This is a genomic window from Pantoea hericii, assembly GCF_014155795.1.
GTDB classification, from domain to species: domain Bacteria; phylum Pseudomonadota; class Gammaproteobacteria; order Enterobacterales; family Enterobacteriaceae; genus Pantoea; species Pantoea eucalypti.
This window is the reverse complement of record NZ_SCKV01000003.1, coordinates 483,194-498,469: the sequence shown is the minus strand read 5'-3', so window position 1 is coordinate 498,469 and position 15,276 is coordinate 483,194. Positions and strand designations below refer to the sequence as shown.

Genomic DNA, 15,276 nt, shown 5'->3' with positions numbered 1-15,276 from the left:
GTTACCACGCAGCGGAACAAATGTTTGTTTGTCCGCTGCGTGGTCACTTCTGAATCCTATGCCATCCTCCTGTATCGGTCGCTTCGCCCCTTCTCCCTCTGGTGAACTTCATTTTGGCTCGCTTATTGCTGCCCTGGGCAGTTACCTGAGCGCACGCGCGCAAAACGGCATCTGGCGGGTAAGAATTGAAGATATCGATCCGCCACGGGAAGTATCCGGTGCCGCCAGCCGTATCCTGCATCAGCTGGAACACTACGGCTTAACCTGGGATGGCGATGTGTTGTGGCAGTCACAGCGTCATGAAGCCTACCGGGAGGCGCTGGCCTGGCTGCAGCAGCATCGCCAGAGCTATTTCTGCACCTGCCCGAGGCGTCGCATCCAGGAGATTGGCGGTTTCTATGATGGTTACTGCCGGGAACGACAACGCGGACCCGCAAACGCCGCGCTACGTTTGCGACAGCATGCGCCGGTCTTTGCGTTTGACGATCGACTGCGCGGCCATGTGGAGGCGGACCGACGCCTGGCACAGGAAGACTTTATCATTCACCGTCGTGATGGCCTGTTTGCCTATAACCTGGCGGTGGTTGTCGATGATCATTTTCAGGGTATTACCGAAGTGGTTCGCGGCGCAGATCTTATTGAGCCGACGGTACGACAGATTGCGCTCTATCAGCAATTTGGCTGGCCGGTGCCTGCCTGGTTACATCTGCCGCTGGCGCTTAACCATGATGGCAATAAGTTATCAAAGCAGAATCATGCACCTTCGCTGCCGGATGGCGATGCCAGACCGCTGCTGGTGGCAGCATTGCGTTTCCTTGGACAGCCTGTTTCAGACGGCTGGCAGGACTTAACGCAGGACAAACTGCTGTCTGATGCGGTGTCGCAGTGGAATATCGCTTTGATGCCGCAACAGAACGCCCTGAAACCGGATGCATAGACAACAGCATTCTCAAACGGTTCTCAACAGGCTATGATTAGCCGCTGATTTTACCTACACCCTAATTGCCACTGTCGAGGTGTCCCATTTTTACCCGAGTAGCTAATTTTTGCCGGAAAGTCCTGAAGCGTGATGAAGAGGAAGCCCCAGCAGAGGTTGAACCAGAGCGTCTGATGACCATCATCCCTCGTGAAAGCCATACCATCTCACGTAAAGACATCAGCGAAAATGCCCTCAAAGTGCTCTATCGCCTGAACAAAGCCGGTTATGAAGCCTATCTGGTAGGCGGTGGCGTGCGCGATTTGCTACTGGGGCAAAAACCCAAAGATTTCGACGTGACCACCAACGCCACGCCAGAGCAAATGCGTAAGCTGTTCCGCAACTGTCGCCTGGTCGGTCGTCGTTTCCGTCTGGCACACGTCATGTTTGGCCCGGAAGTGATCGAAGTCGCAACGTTCCGTGGCCATCATCAGGTGGAAGAGATTGCAGAAGATCGTAACAGTTCGCAGCGCGCCCAGAGTGGCATGCTGCTGCGCGATAATATCTTTGGTTCTATCGAAGATGATGCCCAGCGTCGCGATCTCACCATCAACAGCCTCTACTACAGCGTGGCTGATTTCAGCGTGCGCGACTATGTCGGCGGCATCAGCGATCTCGAACAGGGCATTATCCGCCTGATTGGCGATCCGGAAACCCGCTACCGTGAAGATCCGGTGCGGATGCTGCGCGTTGCGCGTTTTGCCGCCAAGCTCAATATGCGTATTGCGCCGGAGACCGCCGAGCCGATTCCGCGTCTCGCCTCACTGCTACGTGATATCCCGCCTGCACGCCTGTTTGAAGAGTCACTGAAACTGCTACAGGCCGGATACGGTTACAGCACCTATCTTAAACTGTGTGAATATCAGCTGTTCCAGCCGCTGTTCCCGACGCTGGCACGCAACTTCACGGAAAACAGCGACAGTCACATGGAGCGGATGCTGGCTCAGGTGCTGAAAAATACCGATAACCGCATTCACAACGATATGCGCGTTAATCCGGCATTTCTGTTTGCCGCGATGTTCTGGTATCCGCAGCTTGAAGCGGCCGAACGCATCGCGCAGGAAAGTGGCCTGACCTACTTCGAAGCTTTTGCGATGGCGATGAACGATACGCTGGATGAAGCCTGCCGTGCGCTGGCGATTCCGAAGCGTATTACTTCGCTTATCCGCGATATCTGGCTGTTGCAGTTACGCATGTCACGCCGTCACGGTAAACGTGCCTGGAAACTGATGGAGCATCCGAAATTCCGCGCCGCTTACGATCTGCTGGCGCTGCGGGCAGAAGTGGAAAATAACCCTGAACTGCTGCGCCTGAGCCAGTGGTGGGGTGAATTCCAGGTGGCTGCCCCGCCGCATCAGAAAAACATGCTGAATAACCTGGGTGATGATCCGGTGCCACGCAATAAATCGCGTCGTCCGCGCCGCCGTCCTTCCGCGCCGCGTCGTGACAATCAAAACGCCTCATGACACGGGTTTATCTCGCGTTAGGCAGTAACCTGGCCGATCCGCTGCATCAGGTTGATGCAGCGCTGACCGCACTGGATGCGTTGCCGCAGACGCAACGCATCGCCACCTCTCCGTTCTACCGCACGCCGCCCTATGGCCCACCCGATCAGCCCGATTTTCTCAATGCCGCAGTGGCACTTGAAACCGATCTCAGCGCAGACGCGCTGCTTGACCATACCCAGCGGATTGAGCTGGAGCATGGCCGGGTGCGCAAGGCAGAACGCTGGGGCCCCCGCACGCTCGACATCGATCTGATGCTGTTTGGCGAAGCGGTGATCAACACGGAGCGGTTGATTGTGCCGCATTATGATCTGCAGAACCGCGCATTTATGCTGGTGCCGCTGCTGGCGATTGCCCCGGATGCCCACCTGCCCGACGGCCGCGCACTCAGCACTCTTCTTGCCGCCCTCGACAGCAGCAGCATCGCGCTGTGGCACGGCTGATCAGACAAACGCAACTCTCTGATTCCGCTCTTTCACGCTATCCAGTAAACTGCGCCCATCAGAATTCCTGAGTTGAGAGCGCCATGAAACCCACCACGATTTCACATCTGCGTCAGGCGAAAGCCAGCGGTAAAAAGTTCGCGACGCTGACCGCCTACGATTTCAGTTTTGCCCGTCTGTTTGCCGATGAAGGTATTCAGGTGTTGCTTGTTGGTGATTCACTGGGAATGACGGTGCAGGGGCACGACTCCACGCTGCCGGTCACGGTCAGCGATATCGCTTATCACACCACCGCCGTACGCCGGGGTGCGCCGCAGGCACTGCTGCTCGCCGATCTGCCATTTATGAGTTATGCCACGCCACAGCAGACCTTTGAGAGTGCCGCACAGCTGATGCGTGCCGGCGCCAATATGGTGAAACTGGAAGGCGGCAGCTGGCTGGCTGAGACCGTGCAGATGCTGACCGAACGGGCCGTGCCGGTGTGTGGTCATCTTGGCCTGACGCCACAGTCGGTGAATATCTTTGGCGGCTATAAAGTACAGGGGCGTGATGAAGCAGGCGCAGAGCAGCTGCTGGCCGATGCGCTGGCACTGGAAGCCGCTGGCGCGCAGTTGATGGTACTGGAGTGCGTGCCGGTGTCGGTGGCGCAGCAGATTACCGACGCACTCACGATACCGGTGATTGGCATCGGTGCCGGTAACGTCACCGATGGTCAGATTCTGGTCATGCATGACGCGCTGGGCGTGACTGGCGGTCACATTCCCAAATTTGCTAAAAATTTCCTGGCGGAGACCGGCGATGTTCGCGCGGCGATTCGCCACTATATCGCCGAAGTCGAGGCCGGTACCTACCCGGCGGCAGAGCACAGTTTCCAGTAATCCAGGAGAGTCACCGTGTTGATCATTGAAACGCTGTTGATGCTGCGCCAGGAAGTCCGTCGCTGGCGTCAGCAGGGTAAACGCATTGCGCTGGTGCCGACCATGGGCAACCTGCATGAAGGCCATCTGACACTGGTGGATGAAGCGCGCGCCCGCGGCGACATCGTCATTGTCTCGATCTTTGTCAATCCCATGCAGTTCGATCGCGAAGATGATCTCGCGCGCTATCCGCGCACGCTGCAGGAAGATTGTGAAAAGCTGAACCGTCACCAGGTGGATGTGGTTTTTGCGCCTTCACCGGCTGAAGTCTATCCGCAGGGTACCCAGAATCAGACCTTTGTTGAGGTGCCGGTGCTCTCTTCCCTGCTGGAAGGCGCAATGCGACCAGGCCATTTTCGCGGCGTGGCGACCATCGTCAGCAAACTGTTTAATCTGGTGCAGCCCGATATTGCCTGTTTCGGTGAAAAGGATTTTCAGCAACTGGCTATCATTCGTAAGATGGTGGCCGATATGGGCTTTGACATTGAGATTGTGGGTGTGCCCACCGTGCGGGCTAAAGATGGCCTGGCGCTGAGTTCACGCAACGGCTACCTGACAGCCGATGAGCGTAAGCTGGCACCGTTGCTGTGCCAGGTAATGCGTCAGATGGCGACACGGCTGGAGAATGGCGAGCGTCAGATTGACGAGATCATCGAGGCCGCCAGCGAGGCATTGCTGGCGCAGGGATTGCGTCCTGATGGCCTGGCAATTTGTGATGCGGACACACTGCAGCCGCTGACGGTGGACAGCCAGCGCGCGGTGGTGCTGATGGCCGCCTGGCTGGGTAAAGCCCGCCTGATTGATAATCAAACTGTTGACCTGACGCTGTAACTCTTTCTGCGGCAGGTTGTTTTATTTCTCTGACAAGGTTTCTGGCTATGATTCGCACTGTTCTGCAAGGCAAATTGCACCGCGTCAAGGTGACGCAGGCGGACCTCAACTATGAAGGTTCCTGCGCTATCGATCAGGATTTCCTGGATGCTTCCGGCATTCTGCAATATGAAGCGATTGATATTTATAACGTCACCAATGGCCAGCGCTTTTCCACCTACGCTATCGCGGCTGAGCGCGGATCGAAAATCATTTCAGTTAACGGTGCAGCAGCCCGCTGCGCCTGCGAGGGCGATATATTAATTATCTGCTCCTATGTGCAGGTTGAGGATGCCGAAGCGCGTCAGTGGCAGCCTAAAGTCGCCTATTTTGAGGGTGACAACCAGATGAAACGTCTGGCGAAAGCACTGCCAGTACAGATCGCCTGATTAATCGTTTATCTAAAAAAGGGCCGCCGATAAAACGGCGGCCCTTTTCAATTCTCCTCCAGCAATTAAACCGGTTTGGTTGTCATCGGCTTTGATGACTTTTTCATCGTAAAGAGGAAATTAAACCAGCCGTGCTTTCTCATCAGACATAATGTCCACGGCAATGCCAGCGCCACCAGAAACGCTGAAATAAACTTCAGGTCATTTATCCAGGCTGACGGGCTTTCAAACTTCACAATCTTACTGAAGAACTGAATCGCCAGATAATGCGACAGGTAAAAGACAATAGAGTTGACGCCAATGTAGTAAACCAGGTCAGATTTCAGCTTAAGCGCAATCCAGACAAAAAACGGAACCGACAATAGTGCCAGAGGTGATAATAACGCCTGGGAATGACGTTCCAGTATAAAAATATTCAGGCAGGAAAGAAGTACAAAACTCACTACTGAAATCAGCAGCGTCGGACCATGCTGCACTTTCTCTGCAATATCCACCTGCTTTCTCACTACGTAATCGCCGAGATAGAAGAAGACAAACAGATAAAGCGATTTGTTGATGTGCGTATTGTCGAAGCTGGCAAACACGCCATCCGCCTCAATCGCCGGCAGCGCCCAGCTCAGCGTCATACAGATGGCAAACACCAGCAGGAATGGCAGGTGACGCGCAAAGATAATCACAATAAAGAAAATAAACAGTGAATGCAGGAACCAGGTCATATCACCGCCACCGGTCAGGTGGGAGAGAATAATATTCATCGGTGATTGCGGCGTATTAGCCATTGAGCTGAACAGGATTTTTAATCCGCCGTAGACGGCTACCCAGACCACAAAAGGATAGAGAATACTGCGTACTTTGTTATTAAAAAAAGGCCCCAGGCCTTTTCTCAACCCTGCATCGACAAATAAACCCGAAACAAAGAACATCAGCCCCAGTCTTACCGGTGCCAGCATCTCGTTCAACAGGCTGCTAAAGGCGGTAAAATGTCCGGCGTTATTATGTACGGCGATAGTGCTGTGCAAAAAAATGATTGCGAGAATACTTAATCCCCGCAGATTATCGATCCACGTTATACGATTCATCTTTTCCTGCCTTTTATTAAAAACTGGCCCTGAATTCGATGCCATTTTTCTTATTGAGAACATCCCAAGCCCACCCTTTCATCCCTGAGCAGATGAATAACCTTATTCCGGCGGTATTTTGATAATTCGTAATAAAATAAACAACAGTCAGAACTTAAGGCTATTCTTAAAAAAAATTTAACAGTTAAGAATCATTAAGATAGAGAAAGGTGTCAGATTATTATCAGATAATACTTAGGGTTATTTTTTGTGAGAAAGGATGTAAGCGAGGCGCCAGGCGGCTTCAGTGGCATAACAGAAACGTCAGGGTGGGTTTCAGGGGGAATTTTAAGGCCAGCCAGAACCGCAGGTATGGATGTTTTTTACTCAGCAAAAAAAAGCCACGCCCTTATCGAAGCGTGGCCCTTATGATTCAGGTTAACGTCAGGTGCGTAATCCGCGCCCGCGCTGTATCAGCGCATAGACCAGCCAGTAGAACACCAGAATAAAGGCCACCAGTACCGTGAGCGTAAACACCAGCGGCACATCGTTAATGCCCAGGAAGCCATAACGGAATCCGCTAATCATATAAACGATTGGATTCAGTTTAGAGACCACCTGCCAGATTGGCGGGAGCAGACTCAGTGAATAGAATACGCCGCCCAGATAAGTCAGTGGCGTCAGCACAAAGGTCGGGATCAGGCTGATATCGTCAAAGGTGCGGGCAAACACGGCGTTCAGCAGGCCGGCCAGTGAAAACAGAATCGCGGTCAGCAGTAGCGTGATCGCGACCATCGACCAGGAGTGCACCTGAAACGGCACAAAGAACAGCGAGATCGCCGTCACCAGAATGCCCACGCAGACACCACGCGCTACGCCACCGCCAACATAACCGGCAATAATAATGTGGGTCGGCACCGGTGCAACCAACAGCTCTTCAATGTTGCGCTGGAACTTGGCGCTGAAGAACGACGACGCCACGTTGGCATAGGCGTTGGTGATCACCGCCATCATGATCAATCCCGGCACGATGAACTGCATATAGCTGAAGCCATGCATCTCACCGATACGCGAACCAATCAGGTTGCCGAAGATGATGAAATAGAGCGTCATGGTGATGACCGGCGGCACCAGCGTCTGGATCCAGATGCGGGCGAAACGGTTAACCTCTTTGGCCCAGATACTTTTCAGCGCCACCCAGTACAAATGTGTCATGCTTTTGCTCCTGTTTTTCCCTGCGTCGTCAGGCCAACGAACAGCTCTTCCAGACGGTTGGCTTTATTGCGCATACTCAGCACATGCACTCCCTGCGCGCTCAGCTGACTAAAGACGCTGTTGAGGCCCTGCTCACGCAGCACTTCCACTTCAAGCGTTGAGGTGTCAGTCAGCCGGTACTGAAACCCTTCCAGCGAGGGCAGCGGACTGCGCGGTGCCAGATCCAGGATAAAGGTTTCTGATTTGAGCTTGGACAGCAGCCCTTTCATCGAGGTGTTCTCCACCAGCTCACCGCTCTGGATAATGCCGATGTTGCGACACAGCATCTCCGCTTCTTCCAGATAATGGGTGGTGAGAATGATGGTGGTGCCTTTGGCATTAAGATCTTTCAGGAACACCCACATGGAGCGGCGCAGTTCGATATCCACGCCAGCGGTCGGCTCATCCAGAATCAGCAGTTTAGGCTCATGCATCAGCGCGCGGGCGATCATCAGACGACGTTTCATGCCGCCGGAGAGCATGCGCGCACGTTCGGTGCGTTTGCCCCACAGATCAAGCTGCTTCAGATACTTCTCCGCACGCTCATTGGCTTCACGACGCTCAACGCCGTAGTAGCCCGCCTGACTCACGACAATCTGCATCACCGTCTCAAACGGGTTGAAGTTAAACTCCTGCGGCACCAGGCCGAGCTGGCGTTTGGCATTCACCACATCTTTTTCCAGATCGTAGCCAAACACCCGCACGCTGCCTTCGGATTTATTAACCAGCGAGCTGATAATGCCGATGGTGGTGGATTTGCCGGCACCGTTTGGCCCCAGCAGTGCATAAAAGTCACCCGCTTCAACGTTAAGATCGATGCCCTTCAGCGCCTGCACGCCGCCGGGATAGGTCTTGGTCAGCCGGGAAAGTTCCAGTGCATAAGTCATTCTGCATCCATACCCTGTTTTGGTGGCATTGCAATGCCGTTTAAATTTATCAGACCCTGGCATATAGTACGCGCGCGCACTTTGCGCAGTAACCGGTCGCTCAACGCCATGACAGACATTAATACCCTGATCAGAAACAACCGCGAATGGTCAAAATTACTGGTTGAAGAAGATCCCAGCTTTTTTGAGCGTCTCGCCCAGGCACAAAAACCGCGCTTTCTGTGGATTGGCTGCTCTGATAGCCGTGTCCCTGCCGAACGCCTGACCGGACTGGAACCTGGCGAACTTTTTGTTCACCGCAACGTTGCCAATCTGGTGATCCACACTGACCTGAACTGTCTGTCCGTGGTGCAGTACGCTATTGAAGTGCTGGAAGTGGAACACGTTATCGTGTGCGGCCACTACGGCTGCGGCGGTGTGCAGGCGGCAATGGATAACCCGGAGCTGGGATTAATCGACAACTGGCTGCTGCACATCCGCGACCTCTGGTACAAGCATAGCGTGTTGCTGGGGGAACTCCCGCCGGATAAGCGCCTGGACAAACTGTGCGAAATCAACGTTATTGAACAAGTCTATAACCTGGGTCACTCGACCGTGCTGCAATCTGCCTGGAAACGCGGCAAAGATGTCTCCCTGCACGGCTGGGTCTATGGCATTCAGGACGGCTGCCTGCGTAACCTTAATGTCACGGCAAACAGCCGGGAGATCCTCGAACAGCGCTACCGTAATGGCATTGCTAATCTGCGGATGAACGGCGAATCCTGAGCCGATCGCGGCGTAAAGCGCGACATAGCCTACACCAGCTAACCGGTGCAGGCCTTGGAAGAATGTGCGGTCAGAGCGGGATCAGGATTCCAGCGGCACCACTTTGCCGATATAAGGCAGATGGCGATAGTGCTGAGCATAGTCGATACCAAAGCCCACCACGAACTCGTCCGGAATCGCAAAGCCGACATACTCAACGTTTACATCGACTTCACGGCGCTCTGGCTTATCCAGCAGGGTACAGATCGCCAGTGATTTTGGCTGACGCAGCTGCAGAATCTCACGTACTTTGCTCAGGGTGTTACCCGAGTCGATGATATCTTCGACGATCAGCACATCCTTGCCACGAATGTCTTCATCCAGATCTTTCAGGATTTTCACATCACGTGTGCTGGACATGCCGCTGCCGTAACTGGAAGCCGTCATAAAGTCGACTTCATGCGGCACATCAATGGCGCGGCAGAGATCAGCCATGAACATGAATGAGCCGCGCAGCAGCCCTACCAGCACCATATCGCTGCCGCTGTCGCGGTAGTGCTCGTTAATCTCTTTGCCCAGTTCAGCGATGCGCGTGGCGATTGCCTGTTCAGGGATCATCACTTCAACAGTGTGTTTCATTGCGTTCAGCCCGGTTACGTCAGAAAGCCCCGAAGTCTATCACAGACGCAGCCGCGACGGCTGTGCGGCACCCGAAGCAAACGATTACGTCGCGAAATTTATCACTCAGGGTCTGCAGGTCACAGAATTGCGCATTACCTTAGAACATTCTGGCATTTACCAGCATGATTCGCTGCATGGTAGCCTTTATCCAACAGATCGTTACTCTACTCGCGCCGCTGGCCGGAGATCACAATGACTTCATATTCAGGCAAAAAAACGCATATTGGCGACAGGCCACTTCACCCTGAAACTCAGATGCTGAACTATGGCTATGATCCCCGCCTCTCTGAAGGTGCGGTGAAGCCGCCCGTGTTTCTGACGTCGACATTTGTCTTTGACAGCGCTGAAGAGGGGCGGGACTTCTTTGACTACGTTTCTGGCCGACGTGAGCCACCGGAAGGCAAATCTGGTGGTCTGGTCTATTCCCGCTTTAATCACCCTAACAGCGAAATTGTTGAAGATCGGCTGGCGGTTTATGAGCAGGCAGAAAGCTGTTCGCTTTTCTCTTCCGGCATGGCCGCCATCTCCACTGCCCTGCTGGCGTTTGCCCGTCCAGGCGAGGTGATCCTGCACTCCCAGCCGCTCTATGGCGGCACCGAAACGCTGCTCAGCAAAACGCTTCACAATCTGGATATTCAGGCCGTGGGTTTCAGCGACGGTAATGATGAAGTCAAAGTGCGGGATGCCGCTCAGCAGGCGATGGCGCAGGGCCGGGTGGCGGTGATCCTGATTGAAACGCCGGCGAATCCCACCAACAGCCTGGTCAATATCCGCCTGATGGCGCGTATTGCCGATGAGATTGACCAGCAGCAGGGTTCACGACCCATTATCGCCTGTGACAACACCCTGCTCGGCCCGCTGTTCCAGCAGCCGCTGACGCTGGGCGCTGACCTGTCGCTTTATTCGTTAACCAAATATGTAGGCGGTCACTCTGACCTTATTGCGGGTGCCGCAATGGGCAGTAAGGCGCTGATGGCGAAAGTGCGCGCCCTGCGCAGCGCCATCGGCACGCAGCTGGATCCGCACTCAAGCTGGATGCTTAGCCGCTCGCTGGAAACCCTGTCGCTGCGGATGGAGAAAGCTTTTCAAAATGCGGAAGCGGTCGCGGCGTTTCTGCGCGATCACCCGAAAGTGGCGAAGCTGCACTGGCTACCTTATCTGGATGCGGAGAGCGCCGAAGGGAAGACTTATCGTGAACAGTGCAGCGGCGCGGGTTCAACCTTCTCATTTGATATCACCGGCGGCCAGGCTGCGGCGTTCCGTTTTCTCAATGCGCTGTCACTGTTTAAGCAGGCGGTGAGCCTGGGCGGTACCGAGTCGCTGGCCAGCCATCCTGGCAGTACCACCCACTCCGGCGTGCCGCAGGCGGTGCGTCAGCGTATTGGTATCACTGACGCCACGGTGCGGCTGTCGATTGGCATCGAGAACGCCGGCGACCTGATTGAAGACATCAAACTGGCGCTCGATCAGGTGTAATCAGCTCACGGTAAAGCCCAGCATCATGCCGGTATCTTCATGCTCCAGCAGATGGCAATGGGCCATGTAAGCGTGTTCGGCGGCGGCGACATAATTGAAGCGTACCAGCACTTCACTGCGCCAGCCGTCGACATTCACCATATCTTTCCAGCCCTGCCGATGCGGAGCGGGCGGTTTGCCATTTTCAGAGAGAATACGGAACTGAGTGCCATGAATGTGGAACGGATGCAGCATGGCATCGCCCTCCCCTGAAATCGTCCATTTTTCATAATCACCCAGTTTCACCGCAAACGACGGTTTTTTCATGTCAAAGGCCTGGCCGTTGATCTTGTTGCCGTTGTGGAAATCGTAACCGGCGGGCGGCGCATTGCCGTGCATGCTGTGATCCATACCTTCCATGTTTTCCATACCTTCCATACCTTCCATCGGCTCTGCCGCCTTTTTCTTCGGCGTCTGCGGCATCGAATGATGACCGCCCTTGCCCATCGCTTTCTCGCCGTAGCGCTGCATCAATGCCTGCATGCCCTGCTGGTCCAGTTGCGGATCCATCATCAGTTGCAGCCAGCGTGTCGTCAGTCCGTCGGTGGCCGGCAGCGCGGGCAGCGTCGCCAGCCGATCCGGCAGCGTGGCGCTGGCCATCACCCGCAGCGGCAGGATCTGCACCAATGGCAACGGCTGGTCAAACGGCGGTAGCGTCATGCCCATCTGCTCTGTCGGCAGCGTGACCAGATCAAAGGCCTTGCCATCAGAGGTATCAATCATTACCTCAAAACGTTCGCCCGGCAGGAGCGGTAACGCGTCGAGCTTTACGGGCTCAGCCAGCAGACCGCCATCGCTGGCGATGATATAAAGAGGACGTTTATCACTGGCGGCAATGTTCAGCGAACGGGCGTTACAGCCGTTGAGTAGCCTCAGACGCATCCAGCCCCGCGGTACTGCATGCTGCGGATACTGCACGCCGTTGGTCAGCATCATGTCGCCAAACCAGCCCACCGCGGCGCGCATCACGTCGAGCTGATAATCAATATGGTTGCCATCTTTTGTCAGCTGCTTATCCTGGAAAATCAGCGGCACATCATCCACGCCCCACTGCGAAGGCAAGCGCAGCGTTCCGCTCTCTTTGTCTTCCAGCAGGATCAGGCCCGCCAGCCCCTGTGCCACCTGATGCCCGGTCTTACCGTGCAAATGCGGGTGATACCAGCAGGTGGCGGCGGGTTGATCGGGCGTAAAAGAGACCTGACGCGAACCACCAGGCGCAATCACCGCTTGCGGGCCGCCATCGACGGCGCCGGGGATTTCCAGACCGTGCCAGTGCAGGGTGGTCGCCTCATTGAGGCGGTTATAGATGTTGACCGTAACCGGTTTACCACTCTGCATCTTCAGCACCGGTCCCAGCAGGCTGCCGTTATAGCCCCAGGTCGGCACCGCTTTGCCGTTCCACTGGGTGGTGCCCTGCATCGCGGTGAGGCTGTAGCTTCCCCTGGCATCAGGTTCCAGCAGCGACGGGATCGGCAACAGTGGACGGGTGGCCGCCATCAGCGAACGGCTCCAGAGCGGCAAAGCTCCGGCTGCACTCAGTGTGGCGGTGAGTTTCAGGAAATGGCGACGTTGCATGGTGATCATCCTTGTGGCATCAGTGCAGACAGCCTAAACCCTGACCTTATGGGAAGGTCAAGTCTTACCCGTGAGAATCTGACGAAAAAAGGCGGTACAGCGCCCTGCAGCGCCAAATTAATCGAAAATCTGAGAATAACTGTGCTAACGTCATGAGCAATATCCATTGAAGAGAAAGACTATGAAGCAAAGTATCAGGATCCTGCTGTTGACGGGACTCCTTGGCTTCTCCTCCACCAGTTTTGCCCTGAGTGAATCCGAAGCGGAAGATCTGGCTGATCTCACGGCGGTTTTCGTCTATCTGAAAAATGATTGTGGCTATCAGGATTTACCGGACGCGCAGATTCGCAAAGCGCTGGTCTTTTTTGCTCAGCAGAACCGCTGGGATTTAAGTAATTACAGCAACTACAACATGAAGGCGCTGGGCGAAGATAGCTATCGCGATCTCAGCGGCATCGCCATCACCAACGATAAAAAATGTAAGTCACTGGCCCGCGATTCCCTGAGCCTGCTGGCCTACGTCAGGTAACAGCTCTGCCCTCTGCAGCCGGACATTGACCGTGCAACGGCGGTCAGTGTTAGCTATCATGTGCCGCCCATCTTCATGGCGATGTCATCAGAGGAGAGCACCATGGCCCAAAATGAAACGTGGTATGAAACCCTTCATGCTGGTTTTGGCCAGTATTTCACGGTAGACAAAGAGCTTTACCGTGAAAAGACTGCGCATCAGGATTTAATCATTTTCGAAAATGCCGCAATGGGCCGTGTTATGGCGCTGGACGGCGTTGTTCAGACCACCGAACGCGACGAATTTATCTATCATGAAATGATGACTCACGTTCCACTGCTGGCGCATGGCGCGGCGAAGAGCGTCCTGATTATCGGCGGCGGCGATGGCGCAATGCTGCGTGAAGTATCACGTCATCCTGAAGTCGAAAAGATTACTATGGTGGAGATCGATGCGGGCGTCGTAACCTTCTGTCGCCAGTATCTGCCAAACCACAGTGCAGGCGCCTATGACGACCCACGCTTTACGCTGGTGATTGATGACGGCGTTAATTTCGTCAATCAGACCCAGGAAAAATTCGATGTCATCATCTCTGACTGTACGGATCCAATTGGTCCGGGCGAGAGTCTGTTTACCTCCGAATTTTATGCGGGTTGCAAAGCGTCCCTTAATGAAAATGGCATCTTCGTGGCGCAGAATGGCGTCTGCTTCCTTCAGCAGGATGAAGCCGTCAACAGCCATCGCAAGCTGAGCCACTATTTTGGCGATGTCAGTTTCTATCAGGCGGCGATTCCGACCTACTACGGCGGTATTATGACCTTTGCCTGGGCGAGTGATAATCCGGCGCTGCGCCAGCTTGATACCGCCACTCTGCAGACACGTTTCAAGGCTGCTGGCCTGACCTGCCGTTATTACACACCAGCGATTCATACCGGCAGCTTTGCTCTGCCTCAATATCTGTTAAATGCGTTATCTGCCGCGTGCTGATCGGGCATTTTTAAGGGGTTAACAAAATTGCAAAAGCTAAAACTACATGGCTTCAATAACCTGACGAAAAGCCTGAGTTTTTGTATTTACGATATCTGTTACGCGAATACTGAAGCTGAACGCGATGGTTACATCGCCTACATTGATGAACAATATAACGCTAACCGGTTGACGGAAATCCTGACGGAGACCTGCTCAATTATCGGGGCTAACGTGCTTAACATTGCACGCCAGGATTATGAACCGCAGGGAGCCAGCGTCACGATTCTGGTCAGTGAAGAGCCGATCGATCCCAAAGATATCGATAACTCCGAGCATCCAGGCCCGCTGCCAAACTCGGTGGTGGCGCATCTCGATAAAAGCCATATCTGCGTGCATACCTATCCGGAGAGCCACCCGGAAGGCGGACTTTGCACTTTCCGCGCCGATATCGAAGTCTCAACCTGTGGCGTGATTTCACCGCTTAAGGCGCTGAACTATCTGATCCACCAGCTGGAGTCAGATATTGTCACCGTCGATTACCGGGTGCGCGGTTTTACCCGTGATGTGAAAGGGATGAAGCACTTTATCGATCACGAGATCAATTCGATTCAGAACTTCATGTCTGACGATATGAAAGCGATGTATGACATGGTGGATGTGAATGTCTATCAGGAGAACATCTTCCACACCAAGATGTTGCTGAAAGAGTTCGACCTGAAACACTACCTGTTTAACACCCGCCCGGAAGATCTCAGCCCGCAGGAGCATAAGCGTATTACTGACCTGCTGTGGAAAGAGATGCGTGAGATCTACTACGGCAGAAACATTCCCTCAGTGGGCCTGAAGAGCCTGTAATGGATTAGCACGCAGCGTTAGCGCAAGCCTGCCTTTGCGCAGCGTGCGTCAAAGACCCTTATCTGACCGGCAGTCGGTAACGACATCGGTCAGATTCTCCTCTGGTTAGCTGACAAACCAGGAGCCGCAC

At 54.4% G+C, this 15,276-nt stretch carries 16 protein-coding genes; 11 read left to right on the top strand and 5 right to left on the bottom strand.

Translation table 11 applies throughout. The features are described 5' to 3' along the window. The first annotated feature begins 58 nt into the window (after window positions 1-58). The 6 genes from gluQRS to panD all read left to right on the top strand — a co-directional run bounded on the left by gluQRS (window position 59) and on the right by panD (window position 5,100). Window positions 59-937 (top strand): tRNA glutamyl-Q(34) synthetase GluQRS, encoded by an 879-nt coding sequence (gene gluQRS, locus H7K52_RS09320; protein WP_182629966.1) that lies wholly within the window; start codon window positions 59-61, stop codon window positions 935-937. Window positions 938-1,023: 86 nt separating this feature from the next. After that, window positions 1,024-2,442 carry a polynucleotide adenylyltransferase PcnB gene (gene pcnB / locus H7K52_RS09315; protein ID WP_219848844.1) on the top strand — a complete coding sequence of 473 codons (1,419 nt, stop codon included), beginning with the start codon at window positions 1,024-1,026 and terminating at the stop codon, window positions 2,440-2,442. Then, window positions 2,439-2,924 carry a 2-amino-4-hydroxy-6-hydroxymethyldihydropteridine diphosphokinase gene (folK, locus tag H7K52_RS09310; protein WP_008925612.1) on the top strand — a complete coding sequence of 162 codons (486 nt, stop codon included), beginning with the start codon at window positions 2,439-2,441 and terminating at the stop codon, window positions 2,922-2,924. The genes pcnB and folK overlap by 4 nt, the downstream gene beginning before the upstream one ends. A gap of 83 nt (window positions 2,925-3,007) precedes the next feature. Continuing rightward, window positions 3,008-3,802, top strand: coding sequence for a 3-methyl-2-oxobutanoate hydroxymethyltransferase (gene panB, locus H7K52_RS09305; protein WP_008925611.1), 795 nt, complete (start codon window positions 3,008-3,010; stop codon window positions 3,800-3,802). Between the two features lie 15 nt (window positions 3,803-3,817). Continuing rightward, window positions 3,818-4,672 (top strand): pantoate--beta-alanine ligase, encoded by an 855-nt coding sequence (gene panC / locus H7K52_RS09300; protein ID WP_182629965.1) that lies wholly within the window; start codon window positions 3,818-3,820, stop codon window positions 4,670-4,672. A 47-nt stretch (window positions 4,673-4,719) separates the two neighbouring features. Beyond that, window positions 4,720-5,100, top strand: a complete 381-nt coding sequence (panD, locus tag H7K52_RS09295) for an aspartate 1-decarboxylase (RefSeq protein ID WP_090964354.1) — start codon at window positions 4,720-4,722, stop codon at window positions 5,098-5,100. 65 nt (window positions 5,101-5,165) lie between these two features. Here the strand turns inward: panD and H7K52_RS09290 are convergent, their stop codons facing one another. The 3 genes from H7K52_RS09290 to H7K52_RS09280 all read right to left on the bottom strand — a co-directional run bounded on the left by H7K52_RS09290 (window position 5,166) and on the right by H7K52_RS09280 (window position 8,299). Next, window positions 5,166-6,179 (bottom strand): acyltransferase family protein, encoded by a 1,014-nt coding sequence (locus H7K52_RS09290; RefSeq protein WP_182629964.1) that lies wholly within the window; start codon window positions 6,177-6,179, stop codon window positions 5,166-5,168. A gap of 423 nt (window positions 6,180-6,602) precedes the next feature. Beyond that, complete coding sequence (locus H7K52_RS09285; protein ID WP_078804733.1) at window positions 6,603-7,373, bottom strand: ABC transporter permease; 771 nt, start codon at window positions 7,371-7,373, stop codon at window positions 6,603-6,605. Continuing rightward, entirely contained in the window at window positions 7,370-8,299 is a 930-nt protein-coding gene (locus H7K52_RS09280) for an ABC transporter ATP-binding protein (RefSeq protein WP_003854662.1), read from the bottom strand. Before H7K52_RS09280 ends, H7K52_RS09285 begins: the two co-directional genes overlap by 4 nt. A 108-nt stretch (window positions 8,300-8,407) precedes the next feature. On the opposite strand from H7K52_RS09280, the gene can reads away from it, so the two are divergent. Next, window positions 8,408-9,064 (top strand): carbonate dehydratase, encoded by a 657-nt coding sequence (gene can, locus H7K52_RS09275; RefSeq protein ID WP_003854664.1) that lies wholly within the window; start codon window positions 8,408-8,410, stop codon window positions 9,062-9,064. Between the two features lie 81 nt (window positions 9,065-9,145). Here can and hpt read toward each other — a convergent pair whose 3' ends face one another. Continuing rightward, window positions 9,146-9,682, bottom strand: coding sequence for a hypoxanthine phosphoribosyltransferase (hpt, locus tag H7K52_RS09270; RefSeq protein WP_008925605.1), 537 nt, complete (start codon window positions 9,680-9,682; stop codon window positions 9,146-9,148). 234 nt (window positions 9,683-9,916) lie between these two features. Between hpt and H7K52_RS09265 the strand changes: the two genes are divergently transcribed. Next, window positions 9,917-11,200, top strand: a complete 1,284-nt coding sequence (locus H7K52_RS09265) for a cystathionine gamma-synthase family protein (RefSeq protein ID WP_182629963.1) — start codon at window positions 9,917-9,919, stop codon at window positions 11,198-11,200. On the opposite strand, the gene cueO is transcribed toward H7K52_RS09265, so the two are convergent. Next, window positions 11,201-12,814 (bottom strand): multicopper oxidase CueO, encoded by a 1,614-nt coding sequence (cueO, locus tag H7K52_RS09260; RefSeq protein ID WP_182629962.1) that lies wholly within the window; start codon window positions 12,812-12,814, stop codon window positions 11,201-11,203. A gap of 181 nt (window positions 12,815-12,995) precedes the next feature. On the opposite strand from cueO, the gene H7K52_RS09255 reads away from it, so the two are divergent. The 3 genes from H7K52_RS09255 (at window position 12,996) to speD (ending at window position 15,146) form a co-directional block, all read left to right on the top strand. Next, the gene (locus H7K52_RS09255) at window positions 12,996-13,343 is read left to right on the top strand and encodes a YacC family pilotin-like protein (protein WP_003854673.1); all 348 of its coding nucleotides are present in this window, start codon (window positions 12,996-12,998) and stop codon (window positions 13,341-13,343) included. Window positions 13,344-13,445: 102 nt separating this feature from the next. Further along, window positions 13,446-14,309 (top strand): polyamine aminopropyltransferase, encoded by an 864-nt coding sequence (gene speE, locus H7K52_RS09250; protein WP_008925603.1) that lies wholly within the window; start codon window positions 13,446-13,448, stop codon window positions 14,307-14,309. A 27-nt stretch (window positions 14,310-14,336) separates the two neighbouring features. Continuing rightward, the gene (speD, locus tag H7K52_RS09245; RefSeq protein ID WP_078804736.1) at window positions 14,337-15,146 is read left to right on the top strand and encodes an adenosylmethionine decarboxylase; all 810 of its coding nucleotides are present in this window, start codon (window positions 14,337-14,339) and stop codon (window positions 15,144-15,146) included. Window positions 15,147-15,276 lie beyond the last annotated feature (130 nt).

Coding starts and splice junctions, on each gene's coding strand:
- gluQRS (WP_182629966.1), top strand. CDS start 59: ATGCCATCCTCCTGTATCGGTCGCTTCGCCCCTTCTCCCTCTGGTGAA.
- H7K52_RS09280 (WP_003854662.1), bottom strand. CDS start 8,299: ATGACTTATGCACTGGAACTTTCCCGGCTGACCAAGACCTATCCCGGC.
- folK (WP_008925612.1), top strand. CDS start 2,439: ATGACACGGGTTTATCTCGCGTTAGGCAGTAACCTGGCCGATCCGCTG.
- H7K52_RS09255 (WP_003854673.1), top strand. CDS start 12,996: ATGAAGCAAAGTATCAGGATCCTGCTGTTGACGGGACTCCTTGGCTTC.
- panB (WP_008925611.1), top strand. CDS start 3,008: ATGAAACCCACCACGATTTCACATCTGCGTCAGGCGAAAGCCAGCGGT.
- H7K52_RS09265 (WP_182629963.1), top strand. CDS start 9,917: ATGACTTCATATTCAGGCAAAAAAACGCATATTGGCGACAGGCCACTT.
- panD (WP_090964354.1), top strand. CDS start 4,720: ATGATTCGCACTGTTCTGCAAGGCAAATTGCACCGCGTCAAGGTGACG.
- can (WP_003854664.1), top strand. CDS start 8,408: ATGACAGACATTAATACCCTGATCAGAAACAACCGCGAATGGTCAAAA.
- hpt (WP_008925605.1), bottom strand. CDS start 9,682: ATGAAACACACTGTTGAAGTGATGATCCCTGAACAGGCAATCGCCACG.
- H7K52_RS09290 (WP_182629964.1), bottom strand. CDS start 6,179: ATGAATCGTATAACGTGGATCGATAATCTGCGGGGATTAAGTATTCTC.
- speE (WP_008925603.1), top strand. CDS start 13,446: ATGGCCCAAAATGAAACGTGGTATGAAACCCTTCATGCTGGTTTTGGC.
- H7K52_RS09285 (WP_078804733.1), bottom strand. CDS start 7,373: ATGACACATTTGTACTGGGTGGCGCTGAAAAGTATCTGGGCCAAAGAG.
- cueO (WP_182629962.1), bottom strand. CDS start 12,814: ATGCAACGTCGCCATTTCCTGAAACTCACCGCCACACTGAGTGCAGCC.